Origin of the sequence: Mycolicibacterium chengduense, assembly GCF_033741155.1 — a bacterium.
Classification (GTDB): Bacteria; Actinomycetota; Actinomycetes; order Mycobacteriales; family Mycobacteriaceae; genus Mycobacterium.
The window spans coordinates 171,198-189,751 of the sequence record NZ_JAWQNH010000008.1 but is presented as its reverse complement, the minus strand read 5'-3'; the positions used below and the strand labels follow the sequence as shown (position 1 = coordinate 189,751).

The window sequence follows — 18,554 nt, the reverse complement described above, 5'->3', positions numbered from 1 at the left end:
GGAATGGCTTCCGGCCGTTGTTGGTAGGGGTTCAGTTACCCGGCTCGACCTCGGCGGCGGCCTGCACCACGGTCGCGGCCGGGGCGGCGGGCAGACCCAGCCGACCGACCACGAAATCGGCTGCCTGATCGGCCATCCCGTTGGACTTGTAGGAGCTGTGCGCAGAGCGGTCCAGGCCACCGGGGAAGCAGACCGGGTCGCCGGTGGCGCACAGCTGGATGGTCTTGCCTGCGTACAGATCACCGACGGTGATCGGGGGAGCGGTGCGATCGGCCAGGCTCAGGAACCAGTTGTCCGGGGTGCCGAACAGTGCCACCGCCGCGACGTGCGAGGCCACCGAGGCCGGCATCGGGCCGGACAACCCGGCGGGCAGTGCCACCCCGGCGGGCACCGTGCTGCTGGTGGTGTAGCCGGCGACGGCCGCGCCCTGCGAGTAGCCACCCAGCACGATCTTGGTCGACGGGCACTGGGCCGCAATGGTCTGGATCTGGTTGGCGGCATCGGCGACACCGTCGACGGCGCGCCCGAAGTCCAGCGATGCCGGGTAGTTCACCCCGTACACATCGACCGTCTTTCCGGGCAGCCGGGCGTTCAGCGCGTCGACGAAGGCCTGGCCGGTGGCGCCGACGCCGGGCGCTTCGAAGGTGCCTCGAGCGAAGACCACCTCGACGGCGGCGCAGGAGTCGTCGGCTGCGCTCGCGGTGGCGGCGGGACCGGCGAACAGGCCCACCACGACCGCGGCCAAGGCCAGCGTGCTGAAGACCGTCGATTTGGCGATGCGGGCTGGAAGAGATGTGCTCATGAGGTGGTCCCCGTCCTTGGGTCAGCTTCGCCATCGCTTCTGCGTAGAGGTGGCAACTGCCTGCTATAAGTCGGGATCCCTGAGCTGCGATTCCGCCCGTGTCAAGTGATGTATCTCACCTGCGAAAAGTTCGGGCGGCCGGGATGGACGATGCGGCCTGCGGCGTTTGCTACGGGCTCTCCACCACCGTCGTCACCGGCGCCTGTTCGGAATGTCGGTTGCCTTCGGAACCATTGCCACTCGAGCCACTGCGTGACGAGCCGCCGGAGGGCGATTCGGCCGGCGGTGCCTTGGTCACGGGCGGCGCCTCGACGACCGACGGCTGTTCGACGGGTGCGACCGGAGTCGCGGGTTGCACCGGGGTGACCGGCTGGACCGGGGTCACGGGTTGCACCGGGGTGACCGGCTGAACCGGGGTGACCGGTTCGACGGACGACGTCGGCGGCGCGGTCGACGTGGTGGGGGGCTCCGTCGTGGTGGTCGTCGGGGGCGCCGTCGTGGTCGCAGTGGTGGTGGTCGTCGTGGTCGTCGTGGTCGGGCTGGTCGTCGTGGTCGGAGTCGTCGTGGTGGTCGGAGTGGTCGTGCTCGGCGTGCTGGTGACGGTGACCGTCGGCGGTGTCCACGGCGTCAGCGGCGGAAACACGATGACCGGCGGGACGGGAATCGGCACGGCAGGCACACCGGCGGGCGGTGGTGGGGCGGCCGGGGGAGCCTCGACCGGCGCGGGCGCCTGCGGCGCCGGTGCTGCCGGCGGGCTGACGCTGCGGGAACGCGCCGGGGCGGCCGGTGCCGCCGGTGCCGGGGTGAGCACCGCGACCGGCAATGCCACCGGATCGGGCTCGTGCGGGACGGGCGGCAGATACCGGCCGGGCACGGTATCGGACTGCACGGGTGCGGGTTGGGCGCTGACCACCGCCGCCGGGCGGATGTTCACGGCGACCGTGACGGCCAACGTCGCGAAACTTGCCACCAGGAACCCCACCGCGCTACCCATCAGGATCAGCCGCGGCGGCGGCGCCGGAATCGCCTCGGTGTAATCGGAGCCCGGATAGGCCGCCTCGTCCTCCTGCTCGGGGACGAACTCGGCGATGGCCGCCTCGGACATCTCGTCATACCCGGACCACGGCTCCTCATCGGTGGCCTGCGAGTACGCCAGCTGTGGCGCCAGTTCGGTGTTGGCCGCGTTGACCGGTGCGGCCTCCGTGGCATCCACGACCGGGGCGGCCTGCGTCGCGTCCAGCACCGGCGCCGCCGCGGTGGCATCCACCACCGGGGCGAGCTGGGTGGCCGCACCGGCCGGTGCGGCACCCGAACCGCCGGCGGTGTGGGCGGCCCCGCGTGCGATCGCGTAGCCGACGTCGGCCGGAACCTGCACGGGAATCGTCGAACGAAGTTCTGCCGCAATGGATTCCAAGTCCAGGCGCTGGCCCGTCAGCATCACCTGGATCTCGGGCGGCGCCTGCTGCAGCACGGTCGCGCAGGCGACGGCCGCTCCTGCGGCGCCGATCGGCACCGAGGCCAGCGTGGCGGGATTATCGCCGACGACCGTCAATGACACCGTGTCGTCGGCGGCCAGCAGCAGCGACGCGTCGACGCCCTGGCTGCGGGCCAGCGAAGCGGCCGCCTCGGCCTCGGTGACCACGTCGACATCGAGCACCCCGGCGTCGACCACGGTCTGACGCAGCGTCTGCGCCTCGGCGGCGTCCGGCAGGCACAGGCGGGTCGCGGCCAACCGGTTACCCGAGGCGGCGATCTCGCGATGGGTGCCGATGATGGTCTCGGCGAGTTCGGCCACAGCGTCATCGGCCAGATCGAACGCGTATTGGTCGAGCACCTGGGTGCCGGGAAAATCCATCATGGCCAGCCGCGCCACCCGACCGGTGACCGCGACCCCGAGGACTACGTCCACGGCTTTACTCCTTGCCTCACGCGTACTCTGCCACCCCCGACGCTTCGACCGTTCCAAGCTACCGCACAGCGCACAGTGCCGAGCAGAAGTCGATACCCTGCCCGCCGCGCGCGTGGAAGGATCGGGCGGGTGAGTGATCGCACCGGCTACATTCCCCGTCGCACCAATCGGGTGCGCGACGGTGTCGCCGTCGCACTACTGATCCTGGCGCTGCTGCTGCCGTGGAATCTGCGGTTCGGGCCCGGTATCCCCGGTAGCGCCGGATCGTTGTTCGTCGCCGTGATCGTCGCGACGGTGTTGGCCCTCGGTGCCGCCGCGGTGCCGCATGTCCGCCCTCTGACCGATATCCGGCGCGGCGCGCGGATTCGGGTGCTGTTGTGCGTCCCCTACCTGCTCATGGTCGTCGTCTTCGTCGGCTACCACCTGGCGCAGACCGTGCAGCACGGCGGCACCGGGGCGGTGCCGCCCGGCGTGGGGCCGGCCATGCTGTTGGGGGTGGGCGGGGCACTGTTGGCCGCCCAACCGCCGATCACATCGATCACCATCGAGGACAACGGTTTTCGGCTTTGGTATGCGATCGCGCGGGTCATCGGTTTCGTGTCGATCGCGTTGGCGACGCTGTCGGTGGCCTTCAACTTGTACTGGCGGCTGCGCTACCTGTTCGTCACCGACGGCGCCTTCGGCGGGCACGACATCGCCGTCGTCGTCACCACCGTCCTGTACGGCGTCGAGGCGTTGATCGCGCTGGTCATCGCCTCACGCTGGTTGACGGAGCGGACCGCGGCGGCGCGCCTGGCCACGACGGCGCTCGGCGCGGCGGGCGCCCTGGCCGCCACGCTGACCTGGATCAGTGGGATCGGCCGAGATATCGATGCGTTCCACGGCATCGCCGAGAACACCTCGACCGCGGCCATCGGTTACGAGGGTTATCTCGCCTGGGCCGCGGTGGCCGGAATCGTCGCGCCGACAACCTTGTATGCCGTCTTCCTGATCAAGCCGCCGACCATCGGTGCCTACCGTGGTGCCGCACAGAAATGCCTGACGCTCATCGCGTTCTGGGCGTTCGCGTCCGCCGCGCTGCGCGTGGTCGATTACCTTGTCGCGCTGTCCCTGGATCTGCCCCGGGCGTTGTACGACAGCGTCGCGATGACGGCGTTCAACCTGGTCACTGCGGTCATTGCGCTGTGGCTGCACCGCAATCTGGGCAGGGGAGTGGTGGCGGCAGCGTTCAGTGGGGTGTTGTTCGTCTTCAGCGTCGCCAATGTGGCGATCGGGGTGGCGCTGGCCCCGCGGTATGCCACGCCGGCGCCGGCGGCCGTCTACGGCAACAACCTGGCCCAGCAGATCACCAGCACCTTCGATGTGACCGTCGCGCTGCTCAGCCTGATCGTGTTGGTCGTCATGCTGTTGACCGGCCCATTGGCGGGGTTGGTGGTCCGGCGACGCACCGCAGCACCGCCGGTCTCCACCGTCGAGCCATCCACCGTCGTGCGGCCGCAACAGGCGACCGTGCCCAGAATCGTGCGGCGTCGGGATGAGCGGACGACGGTGCTGGAAGCGCCGCCGACCACCGCGCTGGAGGCACCGGCCACCACCGCGCTGGACACACCGACTCAGGCGCTGCGCATCCAGCGCAAGCCCACCCGCGGGCAGTGACTCAGCGGCTGCGGTTCATCCACCAGATCGGCGTCGACAGGGCTGTCGCGAACGCGCACCACGCCGGGTAGAGCGCCAGCGGGGCTGCCTTGGCGCCGTTGACCTCGACGGCGCGCCGGGTCAGGTCGGCGCTGCTGACGGTCAGCGCGGCGGCGCCGACGGCGGCGGCACCGAGCTTGCGCCGACTGAAGAAGATCCACGACCAGCTGGCGTTTAGTACCAGGTTGATGACGAGGGCGACGATGTAGGACCTGCGTTTGGCCGTCTCACCGCGCGCCTGGAGCTCGTCGATGGTTGCCGAGGACACCAGCGCGATATCGGTGTACAGGATGGGCCAGACAATCGGAAATGCTTGGCGCGGAGGCTGGTACGGCGGCTTGCGCAAATTCTCGTACCAGGACGACTGCGCCGGACGACTGGCCAGACCGCCGATCACGGCGGTGGCGGTGACAGCAGCAGCGGATGCGAGCTTGGTGGTGAGTGCCATGCCGACCAACATACGGATACGGCGGCTAGATCATGTCGTTACGCGTCAGCCACCGCATCACCGGCCAGCCGACGAACACCGGCAGCCAGCACGTCAGCACGCGGTACAGCAGCACCGAGGGCACCCCGATCGCGGCCGGCACGCCGAAGGCGGCCAGACCACCGATCAGGGCGGCCTCCACAGCCCCGACACCGCCCGGTGTGGGGGCCGCCGACGCCAGTGTCCCGCCGACCATCGTCACCACCGTGACGGTCACGAACGACGTGTCACCACCGAACGCCTCGACGCTGGCCCACAGCGCCAGGGCGGCGCCCAGTGTCGTGCCGGCCGCTCCCAGCACGATGAGGCCCAGCCGTCGGGGCTCCCGGGACAGCTCGATCAGGTCGCCGGTGACCTCCTTGAGTTTCGGCCGCAGCGACGACGCCAGCCAGCGGCGCAGCTTGGGCACCGCCAGGAACATCCCGATCAGCCCGAGGGCCACGCCGGCGGCCAGGTACAGCACGGTCGCGCTCGGCACGAAATGCGACAGGTTCGCCGATGCGCCGGCGATGGTGGTGAACAGGATCAGCAGCAACACGTGCACGATCACCTGGACGGTCTGTTGCAGCGCCACCGCCGCCGTGGCGCGCAGCGGGGTGAGGCCGGCCTTCTGCAGGAAACGGGCCGCCAATGCGAGGCCGCCGACGCCGGCCGGGGTGGTGGTGGCGGCGAACGTGTTGGCCACTTGCATGATCGAGAGGTTGCGGAAGCTCACCAGGCCGTCGGCGCAGGCCCACAGCGCCGCGGCGGCGCCGACGTAGGTCAGCGCCGACACCATCAGCCCCAGCATCGCCCACCACCAGTTGGCCGAACCCAGCTCGGAGAAGAAGGTCGGCACCGTGCTGATGAAGGGGTAGGCGACGTAGACCAGCGCGCCGAGCAACACCAGCTGGATGATCTGCACGCGGGTGAAGCGGGTGATGGTCTCGGGCCGGATCTGACCGGCGCCGGTCTGCTCTTGCACCTCCTCGCGGGCCGCCTTGATCACGTCCGAGGCGTCCGGCACGTGCTCGCGGATCCGCTTGGGGACCGCGGACTTGGTCAGCCGCCGCGACGCGGTCAGCACGGCGTCCCGGCCGAACGCGTCGATCGCGGCCGCGACGGCCGTCGTGGCCCCGTACAGCGCCGTGGTGGTCACCAGCAGGTGCGCGATATCCGATTGCAACTGCTGATCGGTGGCCCCGTACTCGGCGTAGGCGAAGCCACCGAAGCGCACCGCACCGTCGTCGACGGTGATCTCCTTGGCTCGCAGGTCACCGTGTGAGATGCCGTGTCCGTGCAGTTCGCGCAGGGCCGTCCAGACCTCACCGGCGGTCGCGACATCGGCCGTCAGGGCGGCGCCGCGCGCGGGTTTGCGGGCGTACAGCGTCCAGCCCCGGTCCAGTGCGGCCATCGCCACCGTCGACGTGTTGGCCAAACCCAGGTCACCGATGGCGATGGCCATGAGCGCCCGGTGCTCGACGGCGCGCCGCATCGAGGTCTGCAGCGGAGCCGTCTCGTCATCGCGCAGCCGGAACTTGATCCACAATTGCCGCAGGGCGCCGCCGCTGCGCTGGTTCGGCCCGTACAGCTCGGCCACCGCGGTGGCGTCGGCGCTGGTCGCGGCCAGCACCAGCGGTCCCGGGCCGGGCGGGTGGATCACGGCAAGCGTCGTCGCCACGAACCCGCGCCGGTCCAGCGCCCGGATCGCGCCGTCCAACGGGACCTCCAGGGCGGGGGTCCCGACCACCCAGACCACCAGGGCGCCGACGAACCAGCCGACCGCCAGCCCGAGCAGTGAACGGGCCGGCACCACGGCGCTGACCACCAGATGGATCGGCACGAACGCCAGCAGCAGCGTCCACCACCACCGTCGCAGCCGCCGCGACAGCCACGGACCCGACACCGTGAGCACCGCCGCCAGCAGCGCGATCCAGCGTGGATCGTCGAGGAACTGGGACAACTGGGTGTCCAGCCGGTCGGACAGGTCGAAATGCCACTGCGGCGCGGCGATGCCGTTACCGGAGATGGACAGGGAGAGGATGGCCAACAACCCCGCCGCGGCGTAGGCGCCCAGCAGCTTCACCTGCCGGGACAACACCAAGCTGACCAGGATGACGAAGGGCAGCGCCAGGATCGCCACGCCGTAGGCGAGGTAGACCAGGTTCGACTGGGTGGGCGTGAGCACCCCGATGATCTCCGAGACCGACCGCTCCAGGGCCACCCAGTCGTTGCGGGTGATCAGCGAGCTGGTGATGACGGTGGCAAGGAACAGGGCGGCAAGCAGCAGCCGCAGGATGTCGTTGGTGCGCCTGGTCAGCGGTTGCAGCAAGCTCCCGGTGACGCTGATGTCCCGGCCGTCAACACGCACGTGGACAAACGTAACCGCTCGTCATGCCAAGCATGGGTACCGGCGCTGTGTGGGAGGCAGCCGAATTCCGGCTGACACAGGACGACAATTTTGCCACTGTGATGTAGCTTCGATCGACACTGCGACTCAGCCACGCACGCGAACAGAGGGCCAGCGCCGAGAGGGAAGACGGTGGACGCGACACCTTTCGGGCACTATCAGCTTCGGGAGCTGATCGGCCGCGGCGGGATGGGTGAGGTTTACCGGGCCTACGACACCCGGACCCATCGGGTGGTCGCGCTCAAGGTGTTGCCACCCAATCTGGCGTTGGACACCACCTTTCAGGCTCGCTTCCGGCAGGAATCGCAGGCCGCTGCGGGTGTGAACGATCCGCACGTGGTGCCGATCCACGGCTTCGGCGAGATCGACGGGCGGCTCTATCTGGACATGCGGCTGATCGAGGGGCGCACCCTGGGCGCCATCCTGGCCGATGCCGACAAGCCGCTGGAGCCCGAGTTCGCGGTCAAGGTCATCGAGCAGGTGGCCTCGGCGCTGGATGCCGCGCACAAACAGGACCTGATCCACCGCGACGTCAAACCGTCGAACATCCTCATCACCAAACAGGACTTCGCGTATCTGATCGACTTCGGGCTGGCCCGGGTGGCTGGTGAGGTCGGCATGACGACGGCGGGCAGCACGCTGGGCACGCTGGCCTATATGGCGCCCGAACGGTTCGACGGCGGGCAGGCCGATCCGCGGGCCGACATCTACGCGCTGACGTGCGTGCTCTACGAGTGCCTCACCGGGACGCGGCCCTACCCCGCCGACAGCCTGGAGCAGCAGATCGCCGGGCATATGGTGGCGCCGCCGCCGAAACCGTCGGCCATCGATCCCCGGCTGCAGCCCTTCGACGAGGTGATCGCCAAGGGCATGGCGAAGAAGCCGGCCAAGCGCTACCAGACCGGCGCCGAGTTGGCGGCCGCTGCGCGACAGGCGGTGCAGACCCCGGTGCGGGTGACCGGTTCGGGACGGCATTCGGTGCAGCGCGGTGGCGGCCCGGGTCGCCGGGTGCCGCAGCGGGCGTTGCTGGCGGCCGGGGTGCTGGTGTTGGTGGGCGCCAGCGCCGTGGCCGCTTGGAAATGGTGGGACACCGACAAGGTGGTGCTCGCCGACGGACCGCCGGGATCGGTCGCCGCGATCGCGGCCACCGTGCCCGCCGAGATCCGCGGCACCGGCAAGCTGGTGATCGGTGTGAACGTGCCTTACGCGCCCAACGAGTTCAGGAACTCGGCCGGCGAGATCGTCGGCTTCGATGTCGACCTGATGAATGCCGTGGCGCGCACCCTCGGCCTGACACCCGAGTACCGCGAGACCGAGTTCGACCAGATCATCCCGTCGGTGCGCAGCGGCACGGTCGATGTCGGGATGTCCTCGGTGACCGATACGCGGGAGCGCCAGCAGCTGGTCGATTTCGTGACCTATTTTGAGGCGGGCACGTTGTGGGCGCAGCGCGCCGGTGCGTCGGTCCGCCCGGATTCGGCGTGCGGTCTGCGAATCGGTGTGGCGGCCAGCGTGATTCAGGAGACGGTCGAGATACCGGCCAAGAGTGACGAATGCGTGGCGGCGGGCCTGGCTCCGATCGAGAAGGTGGTCTACAACCGCCAGGATGACGTGACAGCGGCGCTGATCGCCGGGGATGTCGTTGCCATGTCGGCGGATTCGCCGGTGACGGGTTTTGCCATCAAGCTCAGTGGCGGTGCGCTGGTTCCGGCCGGTGAGGTTTTCGACTCGGCGCCCTACGGCTGGCCGGTGGCCAAGGGCTCACCCCTGGCGCAGTCACTGCTGCAGGCGTTGCAGCACTTGATTTCCACCGGTGAGTACAAGACCATCGCCACCATGTGGGGCGTGGAGAAGGGCATGGTCGCCGAGCCGGTGCTGAACGGGGCTTCGCGGTAGGCAGCGTCACGGCCGGCGTTAGGGCCGGAGCCGCACCATTCGGGTCGTGGAGCTCTCGTCGAGTTCGACGGTGTCGGACCGCGACCGCAGAAAATCGCTGAAAGACCGGAATCCCAAAGACCTTTCGCTGAAAGACGGATCCATCCTCTTCATCTGGGCCTTCACCGCGGAGTTGTGCAGCCAGTCGACATCGTCCTTCTCCAGTCCGATCTGCAGCGCCCGGGTGAGCAAGGCGGTGGCGGCAGCTTGCGGGTCGGGCGCCGCGGGCTCCTCCGGCTCGGTTTTCTTGGTGCGCCGGCCGGTGCTCTTCGGTTCGGCGGCGGGCGCCGGCTCGAACTCCGGAACCCCGGGGAGCGCGTCATAGACCACGAACTCGTCGCAGGCGGCCGCCAGAGCCCGGCTCGAGGACCCGGCCACTCCGATCCCGACGACGTATCGGCCGAGCCGTTTGCAGCGCTGGGCCAGTGGGATGTAATCCGAGTCGCCGGCCACGATCACCACGTGTGTGAGGTCGGGCAGCCGGAACATGTCCTCGACAGCGTCGACGGCCAGCCGGATATCGGCACCGTTCTTCCCGTAGGCCGCTGCCGGGAACAGCTGGACCAGGTCCACTGCCCGTCCCACCAGCTGCTGGCGATAGCCGGCGTTGACGTCCGCCGACCAGTCGGCGTAGGCCCGGGTGAGCACCAGGGTTCCGAAGGAGGATGCGAAATCCAGCACGGCCCCGACGTCGACGGTGGCTCTGGCCAGCGGATCCGGTTGCAGCCCTTTGGCCTTGTCGCGCTGGAAGGAATTGCGCCCGTTGACCTGGTCGTATCTGGAGATCACGATGTTGTCGAAGTCGAGGTAGACCGCGACGCGGGTGGCGGTGGCGTCTGTCATGGGTCCAGTGTTGCCCATCGGCTGACCGGCGGAGAACCCCGGCTGGCACCGGGAGATCTTTGCTAGTTAGTCGGCCGTCCGGCAAGGTTGTCTTGGCCGATCGGTAAGCAAAACATGTCCCCTGACCTGGCCAGATGGTGTTCGCGAGTCGTCATCAGACCGTGTCCGCCAGTTGGTGTGATTCAGCACACCGAATGCGCTACATTGTGACGACAGTCATAGGAAAGGGTGGACATGGGCGGAGCTTTGTTAGCAGGCCTGCTGGTACTTCTCGGTGTCGGCTCGATCGCCGCTGTCGTCGCAGCCGCCGTTCTCGGCTACGGCACGCTGGCACTGGCAATCGGCATTCTGTCCAGCGCCGCCTTCGCGGCGCGGACCGTCTGAGTAGCCCCGAGACGCTACTGGCGCAGCCGTAGCCCCAGCCCTGTCGCGCGCACGGCGCGGCGGGCGATGGCAGCACGCACTTCAGTGGCCGAGCCGGCCACTCGCACCGTCCGCTTCGCGCGTGTCACGGCGGTGTAGAACAGCTCCCTCGTCAACAACCGCGAGTCCGCCGAGGGCAACAACACCGTCACCTCGTCGGCCTGGCTGCCCTGCGATTTGTGGATCGTCATCGCGTGCACGGTCTCCACGTCGGTGAGCCTGCTCGTCGAGAACGATGCATCTCCGAACACCACCCGCAATCCGTCCGGCGCGGCGACCGTTATCCCGGTGTCGCCGTTGTACAGCTTCAAGCCATAGTCGTTGGCGGTCACCAAGACCGGCCGGCCGGCATACCAGGTGGACCACATCGGTTCGCCGGTGGCCTCGGTGAGCCAGCGCTGTACCTGCCGGTTCCACTGCGCCACACCGAAAGGCCCGTGCCGGTGGGCGCACAGCAGCCGGTGCTCATCCAGGGTCGACGTCGCGACGCGGTGATCACCCCGCACCGCGGCCTCCCGGAGTCGCAGGGCGTGCGGCAACAGCACGTCGCGCAGCGACTCGGTGGTCTGGTCCCAGACGATGTGTGGGCCGCCGCCGTCGAGCACCTCGAGCGCGCGGTCGGCGTCGCCGTCCCGGATCGCGGCGGCCAGCGCACCGATCGACTCCCCGAACCGATGCGAAGTCCGCAGTGCGGCAACGTGTTCGGCGCCCAGCCCGGTGACCAGATCGGCCAGCACCGCGCCGGCCTCCACCGATGCCAGCTGATCGGGATCACCGACCAGGAGCAGTCGGGTCTGCGGACGGACCGCCTCCAGCAGTCGGGCCATCATGGTCAGCGACACCATCGACGCCTCGTCGACGACGACGATGTCGTGCGGAAGCCGATTGCCGTGGTGATGACGGAACCGTGACGAGGTATCCGGCCGCGGGCCGAGCAGCCGGTGCAGGGTGGTGGCCGACAGCCCGGTCAGTCGGGCGCGGTCGACCTCGTCGAGGCGGCCGACCTCGGCCCGCACGGCCTCCTGGAGCCGGGCCGCGGCCTTGCCGGTGGGTGCCGCCAAGGCGATGCGCGGTGTCGGTTGTCCGGCCAGCGCCGCCTGCTCGGCGAACAGCGCCAGCAACCGGGCAACGGTGGTCGTCTTGCCGGTGCCCGGCCCCCCGGTCAGCACCGTGAGGCCCTGCGCCAGCGCACGATCCGCGGCTGAGCGTTGTTCGTCGAACCCGTCCGGGAACAACCTCGCCACCTCGGGCACCGGCCCGGCCGGCTGCGTGCTCAACAAGGCCAGGGCGTCATCGCAGACCTGCTGTTCCTCACGCCAGTACCGGTCGAGGTAGAGCAGGTCGCCCAGCAGATGCAGTACCGGTGGTGAACCGGTCAGCGGGCTGGCCCGAACGGCGTCCAGCCAGGCGTCGGCGTCGGCACCGACCTCGCCCGCCGCGGCCCGCAGATCCACACACACCGATCCGCCGCGCAGGGCCCGCACGGCCAGTGCCACCGCCAGTCGCACGGATTCGTCGGTCTCCCCAGCCAGTGCCGTCAGCCGGTCGGCGACATGGGTATCGGCAGGCTCGAAGTCGGTGATCATGCACCCTCCAACGATGCCGACAGGTCGGCCACCAGAGCGGCGGGCGGACGCCAGCTGAACACCCCCGCCGGGTGACCGCCGAGCATCGGCGTTGCCGGACCGCACATTCCGCGCACGAACAGATAGATCACCCCACCGAGATGCACGTCGGGCCGGTAGCCGGGCAACCGCCAGGACAGGTAACGATGCAGCACCACGCTGTACAGCAGCGCCTGCAGCGGGTAGTCCGAATGGACCATCGCCTCGACCATGCGGTCGGAGCCGTAGTCCGCGGCGGTCAGCGGCGCATCCCCGGTGCCCAGCCAGTTCGTCTTGTAATCGACCACCACGAACCGGCCGTCCACCCGCAGCACCACGTCGATCGAGCCGGACAGGTAGCCGCGCAGCGACTGCCTGCTCAGCGCGCCGGTGGACAACCGCTCGGCATAGCAGGCCAGGGGGTCGTCGGTGGGCAGGTACCGCTCCAGCAGCGCCCCGATATCGGCCAACGTGCGGTGCTCGCCGGCCAGTGGGAATTCGAAGTCCAACTCGCACAACCTGTCCCGCAACCCGATCTGGCGCAACGTGGTGCCCGGCGCCAGCGGGCCCAGTGGGGTGTCGTGCATCGGTACCAGCGCCGCGGCCACCTCGGCGGGCGCCACCGCGACCGGCCACCGCGCTGCGTGGGTGACCACCTGGGTATGCAGTTCGGCGGCCAGGTCCGGCGCGAACGGGTCCGTGGTCTCCAACACCGCGTGCACCAACGACCCGAAGGCGGCACCGGTGGGCAGATCCGCCATCGGCGAGGGCACCGCGGAGCCCGACGCCGGTGCCGACAGCGCGACCTCGGCGAGCTCGTCGTCCAATTCCGCGACCTCGGGCTCGCTCGACACGCCCGCGGGCTCGGCCTCCTGGGCCGAACGCAACAACCCGGAATAGGACGTGCGGCGCCAGGTGGTGTCGATCGACCGGTCGAAAAGCCGCACCGCGAGGCCGGTGGCGGGTACCGGAGCCGCCGGCGTGGTGAACGGCGCGATGACGGACTCCTCCAGCACCGGCCCGCCCGCCTCTTCCCAAAGCCGCAGCCGGGCCAGGGCGTCGGCGTCGGAGATCTTGTTCGGCGCGCACACCTCGGGAACTTCGGCGGTGCCGGGTGATCGGCCGCGCAGCAGGCGCGACAACCCACCATTGGGTTCGTAGTACGACGGCGCCCACCATGCCACCACCTGCGACTGTGCGCGGGTGAGTGCCACATACGTCAAACGACTGTCGTTGGCCGCCGCCTCGGCCTTACCGGCCCGGATCACCGCCGGTGTCGCACCACCGAGATACAGGCATCGGGCCGAGTCTTCGTGGTACAGAACGGGATCCGGATCCGGGGTGTACCGGTTGAACGCGAACGGCAGATACACGATCGGGTACTGCAACCCCTTGGACACCCACACCGTCATGATCTGCACGGCCGCGGCGTCGCTGTCCAGGCGCCGGTTGCGTTCGGCTGACCCGGCAGCGCCGGCAGCGTCCGAACTCTGGCTGCGCAGCCAATCCCGCAGCGCCGGCAGCCCAAAACCCTGGCCGTGGGCGGTGTCCTGCAGCAGCTGCGTCATGTGCGACAGGTCCGTCATCAACCGCTCGCCGCCCTGGCGGGACAACACCCGACGGCCCATGCCGGACAGCTGCGCGGCCTCGAATACCGCGGCCACACCGCGCTCGCGGGCATGGCCCGCCCACGCCCGCAGCGTCGCGGCGATCCGATCGGTCAGGTCGTCGCCGCCGAGGGCAAGGCTTGTCGCGGTCTCCCCGAAGAACGCCGTGGTCGCCGCCGCCCGCACCAGCCCGGTACGGTGCGGTTGGTCGAACGCCTCGAGCAGGCACAGCCAGTCGGCCGCGGCCTCCGAACCGAACACATTGGTGTCACCGGTGTAGACCGCCGGGATGCCGGCGGCGGCCAAGGCGTCGAAACACGCCCGCGCATCCCGGTGGGTCTCGACGATCACCGCGATGTGACGGGCTTGTACCGGATCTCCGGCGAAGGTCGCGCCGCTGGTCAGCAGCGCCCCGATATCGGCGGCCAGATCCTTGCCGATGTGTGCGCGTAACCGGTCGATCGGCAAGGTCCGCGTCCCGCTGTTACCGCGGGTGATCACCCGCAGCCGGAACGGATCGTTGTGTGGCGCACCGGCCAGCCGGTGCCCGCCGTGGTGGGCTTGCACCGGATGCACCACGATGTCCGGTCCGCCCAACTGCGCGCCGCCCAGCACCACCTGTAGCCGTTGCACCAGCGCCTCGTCACTGCGCCAGTTGGTGCCCAGGGTCTGCTTGTCACCCGCCGTCCCGGCCGCTCGCAGGTAGGTGTCGATATCGCCGCCGCGGAAGGCGTAGATGGCCTGCTTGGGATCACCGATCAGCACCAACGTCGACCGCCCGGTGAAGGCGCGTTCGATCACCTGCCATTGCACGGGGTCGGTGTCCTGGAATTCGTCGACCATGACGATCGGCCAGCGTTGCGGCATCCGGACCCGGGCCGCTGACCCCGGGCTGTCCAGGGCGGTCGCCAACCGGGTCAGTAGATCGTCGTAACCAAGAATGCCCCGGCGCCGCTTGCGGGTGTCCAATTCGGCCAGCACATCTCGTGCGAACGCCAGACACACCGCCGCATACGAATCCGGCTCCGGATCGATCGGCCGCAATTCGGTGGCCGGATTGTTCACCACTTCCCGCGCCAACGTGAGTGCGGCCCGGTAACCCAACACCGGGTCGTCGCGCTGCATGCCGAAATGCGCCAAGTACACATCGTCGACGATCTCGGTCACCAGCTCGTCGAGGCTTTCCACCAGTGTCACGCCGCTGTCGCTGTCGCCGGCCACCCCAAGGGATTTCAGCACGATATGGCAGAACTGGTGCGTGGTGGCGATGGTCGCGGCGTCGAACCCGGCCAGCGCGTCGTGCAGGCGCAATCGCCGCGCCGACCGGTCGGCGGCGGCGAGGTGGCGTTCCAGGTCATTGCACGCGCGCGCCGGATCGTCGATGGCGACCAGCGCGCGGACGATCTGGGCGCGCACCCGTTCGCGTAGTTCTTGGCTGGCCGATCGGCTGAAGGTGATCAGCAGCATCTCGTCGAGCCTGGCCACGCCTTCGGCGACCATCCGCGTCACCAGCCCCGCCAGGGCGAACGTCTTGCCGGTACCCGCGCTGGCCTCCAACACCGTCGTCGATCGCGGCGCGGGCAGCGGGCCGAGCAGGTCGAAAGTCGTCACCGCGAACCACTTTCGGCGCGCAGCAGCGGCACCCACAGGCGCTGGGCATAATCGTCGAGGCCGGTCAGTTCGGCGAGCCGGGCGCCGCGTCCCCACACCCGCTCGATCGCCTTGTCCTCACATTCGTTCTTCCAGCGGTACGCGGCACTCTGTTCGGGATCGTCGCCGGCCGCACGGGCCACTGCCCACGCATACGATGTCTTGACCGGCAGCGGCAGTGGGGCCCGGCGGCCCTCGTCGTACAACGCGACCAGGTCGCGCAGCACCGGCAGGGTGACGTCCGGTGCCTGCAGCACCTGCATCCGCGGCGTCGTACCCCGCCGTGGCCTGCCGACGCAGACGGCCGACCACGATTGCTTCGGCTGCGCAGCGGCCAAGGCCAGCAACGGAATCCAGGATGCGAGCAGGTGCTTGCCATCGAGTTTGGAATAGGTCACCGCCGACAACCGGTTGCCGAACACCGGCGTCACCGTGCCGGTCAACCGCCGGCCCGGCTCCAGCTCGACATCCACGTCGAAGACCGCCGCTTCGGCGGTGCGGTGCCGAAGCGCTTCGGCGGCCAGCTCGGCCGCCTGGTCGCGGATCTCGACGGCGCGTCGCCAGCCCAGCCGGCCCGGTGGCAGCGTGCCACGTCGCCACTCGGCCTGTTGGGCGCCCTGCGGGGTCAAGCCGGCCATGATGTCGGCCAGCATCCGGTCGCCCACCGTCCACTCCTGGAGCGCGTCGATGGCCACCGGCATCGCATCGGACACGCCGTCGACATCCCAGGGCAGCGTGTAATCCAGCGCCCGGAAGAACCCTTTCACCGGATCATTGAAGAACCGGATCAGTTCGGTCAGTTCGACATCGGCGACCGGCGGTGCCGGCAGCGGCCCGGAGACGAACACCGGCCGCGGTTCGCGATGCCCGGACATCGCGACGGCCGCGGTCAGTGCCGTCGGATCGAACGTGAACGGCAGGCCGCTTTCGTCCGGCTCGACGTTGCGGATATCGAACGGCTGCAAGGGGTGTCGTCTCAGCACCGACATCTCACCGGAGCAGGTGAGCGCCAAGGCGTCCAGCAGTTCGGCAACCGGCACCGCAGGCGGGCGGATCTGCCCGGTGTATTCGTTCGCGCCGGTGTAGGTGATCACCAACGTCTCGGTGGCAGCGCCGATCGCGTCCAGCAGCAGCTGCCGATCTTCGGAGCGAATGTCGCGCTCACCGGTCATCGGGTCGCGCGCCAGGATGTCGTCGCCGTCGACCACACCCAACCGGGGGAACAGCCCGTCGTCGAGTCCCACCAGGCACACCACCCGGTGGGGAACCGACCTCATGGGGACCATGGTGCACACCGTCAGCGTGCCGGTCCGGAAGTTGGCGCGGGTGGGCCGCCCGGCCAACCGCCGGTCCAGCAGTGCGCGAATATCGCTGAGCCGTAGCAACGTGGCACCGTCTGCGGTGTCGAGAATGTCGGTGAACTCCTGCTGCGCCTGTGCCCGTGGCCAGTCCTCGTCGTCGTGGGCCAGCGCATCGATCCCGTCGAGCAGGGTGTGTAACCACTCGGCCAGGGGGCGGGTGCCGCTGAGTGCGATGACGGTCCGATGCAGTTGCTCGACGAATTCGGCGAACCGGCCTGCCAATTCGACGCGGTTGCTGCTGACGTCGTCCAACGGCAGCGTGGTGTCCAGCCAGGTTCGGGAATCATCGGACAGCGCGACTCCGGCAAGGACCCGATCCAGCCCGAAACGCCAGGTGTTGTGCAGGAATTCGACACCGTAGGGGGCGCGGTGCCGCTGGTCGAAACCCCAGCGGATGTTGGCCTCGCGAACCCACGCGGTCACCGCGTCGAGGTCGTCGTCGGTGAACCCGAATCGTGCGCGCACCGGTGCGGTCGCGGCCAGGTTGAGCACCTCACTGGCGGTGGCGCGCCCACCGGCGAGGCTCAGCAGTTGCGCGGCCACCGCGAGCAGCGGATTGGTCTGCACCAGTGCACGATCGGCCAGCCGGACGCGTAACCGGTGCGCGGGGTGGGCGCCGCGGACCACCTCGCCGAGCCCGAAACCCGCCGAGATCAGCGGCGCGAATGTCTCGATATCCGGGCACATCACCAGGATGTCCCGCGGCTCCAGGGTGGCGTCGTCGGCGAGCAGACCCACCAGGACCTCGCGTAGCACGTCGACCTGGCGGGCCGGGCCGTGACAGGCGTGGACCTGCACGGACCGGTCGGTGGGCCGCCACGTCCGGCCTTCGGGCCGAGGCCGGTCGGCGGCGATATCGGACTGCAGCCAGCCCAACAATGTGTCGGGATGTGTTGGTGCGGGCAGATATTGGTCGGAAGCCGGGGTGGGGAGTGCGCGCTGCAGCTCCCGCAGATCCCGGCCCAGGGTGGCCAGCAGGGGATGGCCGACGCCGCGATGACTCGTGTCGTCGCGACGGGGGATGCGGGTCTTGTGCGCGGTGAGCGAATGCCACACGCGGTCACTGGGGTGGGGGAGCCACAGGTGCAGGTCGTGATGGGTAGACAGGGCGTCGAGCACGTCGATCTCGGTGGCGGCCAGCCGGGTGTGCCCGAACAGCGACAGGCGCTGCGGCAGCTGTTCTGACGGTGCCTCCCTCAGTGTCGCAAGGGCTTTCGTGTGCCGGATGTGCGGCGGGTCGGTGTCCATCCGAGCCAGCAGCGCCTGCCACAACGGGGGCTGCCAAGCCAGGTCGGCATCGACGCCCGCCCAGTCGATGAGGAGTTCGGGGCGCTGGCGCGCGTAGGACGCGAACAACCCGGCCAACCGGCGCGCCACCGCGTAGCGGCGACCCTGGCGCAGCTCGCGTTCCTCACCGGTTTCGAAGTGGCCGAGGTGGGTGGCCAGGGTGATGCACCACGGCTGGTCCAAATTCTCGTCGATGGTGGCCAGCAGTGGCCACACCAGCGCGTCGGGCGACCACGGGTCGCTCTGCGCGGTGCCGGTGAGTTCGGTGATCAGCGAGCGCGGGCTGCGGAAGTGCACCCCGGCGCACACACCCAGTCGGTCCGACAACCGTTGGCTGAGCCAGCGTTCCACCCCCTTGGCGGGTACCAGCACCAGCTCTTGGGCGAACGGGTCGGGAAGTGGCTGGGACAGCAGCTCAGCCAAGCCGTCGGCGAGCAGATCCGTGCGCTCGGCGCGGTGCAGGTGCAGGGCCATTGCGAGTCACGATAGTCACTCGCGGGAGGGGGTTGGATCAGGTATCCGCATGCCCGCCTCCGAGCGACATTTCAGCGACAGGGCGAAC

Annotated in this window: 11 protein-coding genes; 3 read left to right on the top strand and 8 right to left on the bottom strand. The window is 69.3% G+C overall.

Annotated elements, in window-relative coordinates; genetic code table 11:
• Nucleotides 1-31 precede the first annotated feature (31 nt).
• Nucleotides 32-802 carry a cutinase family protein gene (locus SBI67_RS26865; protein WP_318983493.1) on the bottom strand — a complete coding sequence of 257 codons (771 nt, stop codon included), beginning with the start codon at nt 800-802 and terminating at the stop codon, nt 32-34.
• A 169-nt stretch (nt 803-971) separates the two neighbouring features.
• Nucleotides 972-2,711 (bottom strand): DUF7159 family protein, encoded by a 1,740-nt coding sequence (locus tag SBI67_RS26860; protein WP_318983492.1) that lies wholly within the window; start codon nt 2,709-2,711, stop codon nt 972-974.
• Nucleotides 2,712-2,840: 129 nt separating this feature from the next.
• On the opposite strand from SBI67_RS26860, the gene SBI67_RS26855 reads away from it, so the two are divergent.
• The gene (locus SBI67_RS26855) at nt 2,841-4,367 is read left to right on the top strand and encodes a DUF7937 domain-containing protein (RefSeq protein WP_318983491.1); all 1,527 of its coding nucleotides are present in this window, start codon (nt 2,841-2,843) and stop codon (nt 4,365-4,367) included.
• Nucleotide 4,368: 1 nt separating this feature from the next.
• Here the strand turns inward: SBI67_RS26855 and SBI67_RS26850 are convergent, their stop codons facing one another.
• Nucleotides 4,369-4,854 (bottom strand): TspO/MBR family protein, encoded by a 486-nt coding sequence (locus SBI67_RS26850; RefSeq protein WP_318983490.1) that lies wholly within the window; start codon nt 4,852-4,854, stop codon nt 4,369-4,371.
• Between the two features lie 25 nt (nt 4,855-4,879).
• Complete coding sequence (locus tag SBI67_RS26845; protein WP_318983489.1) at nt 4,880-7,243, bottom strand: flippase-like domain-containing protein; 2,364 nt, start codon at nt 7,241-7,243, stop codon at nt 4,880-4,882.
• Between the two features lie 171 nt (nt 7,244-7,414).
• Between SBI67_RS26845 and stpK7 the strand changes: the two genes are divergently transcribed.
• Nucleotides 7,415-9,178, top strand: coding sequence for a serine/threonine protein kinase StpK7 (stpK7, locus tag SBI67_RS26840; RefSeq protein ID WP_318983488.1), 1,764 nt, complete (start codon nt 7,415-7,417; stop codon nt 9,176-9,178).
• An 18-nt stretch (nt 9,179-9,196) separates the two neighbouring features.
• Here the strand turns inward: stpK7 and SBI67_RS26835 are convergent, their stop codons facing one another.
• Nucleotides 9,197-10,060: an NYN domain-containing protein gene (locus SBI67_RS26835; protein WP_318983487.1), complete on the bottom strand. Its 864-nt coding sequence runs from the start codon at nt 10,058-10,060 to the stop codon at nt 9,197-9,199.
• Nucleotides 10,061-10,294: 234 nt separating this feature from the next.
• On the opposite strand from SBI67_RS26835, the gene SBI67_RS26830 reads away from it, so the two are divergent.
• Nucleotides 10,295-10,444: a hypothetical protein gene (locus SBI67_RS26830; protein WP_266046696.1), complete on the top strand. Its 150-nt coding sequence runs from the start codon at nt 10,295-10,297 to the stop codon at nt 10,442-10,444.
• A 14-nt stretch (nt 10,445-10,458) separates the two neighbouring features.
• On the opposite strand, the gene recD is transcribed toward SBI67_RS26830, so the two are convergent.
• From recD to recC, 3 genes are read right to left on the bottom strand one after another with little or no spacing between them, the layout of a single operon-like run.
• Nucleotides 10,459-12,069 (bottom strand): exodeoxyribonuclease V subunit alpha, encoded by a 1,611-nt coding sequence (gene recD / locus SBI67_RS26825; protein WP_318983486.1) that lies wholly within the window; start codon nt 12,067-12,069, stop codon nt 10,459-10,461.
• A complete protein-coding gene (gene recB / locus SBI67_RS26820; protein WP_318983485.1) occupies nt 12,066-15,305 on the bottom strand; it encodes an exodeoxyribonuclease V subunit beta in 3,240 nt (1,079 codons plus the stop codon). The genes recD and recB overlap by 4 nt, the downstream gene beginning before the upstream one ends.
• The gene (gene recC, locus SBI67_RS26815; RefSeq protein ID WP_318983484.1) at nt 15,302-18,466 is read right to left on the bottom strand and encodes an exodeoxyribonuclease V subunit gamma; all 3,165 of its coding nucleotides are present in this window, start codon (nt 18,464-18,466) and stop codon (nt 15,302-15,304) included. Before recC ends, recB begins: the two co-directional genes overlap by 4 nt.
• Nucleotides 18,467-18,554 lie beyond the last annotated feature (88 nt).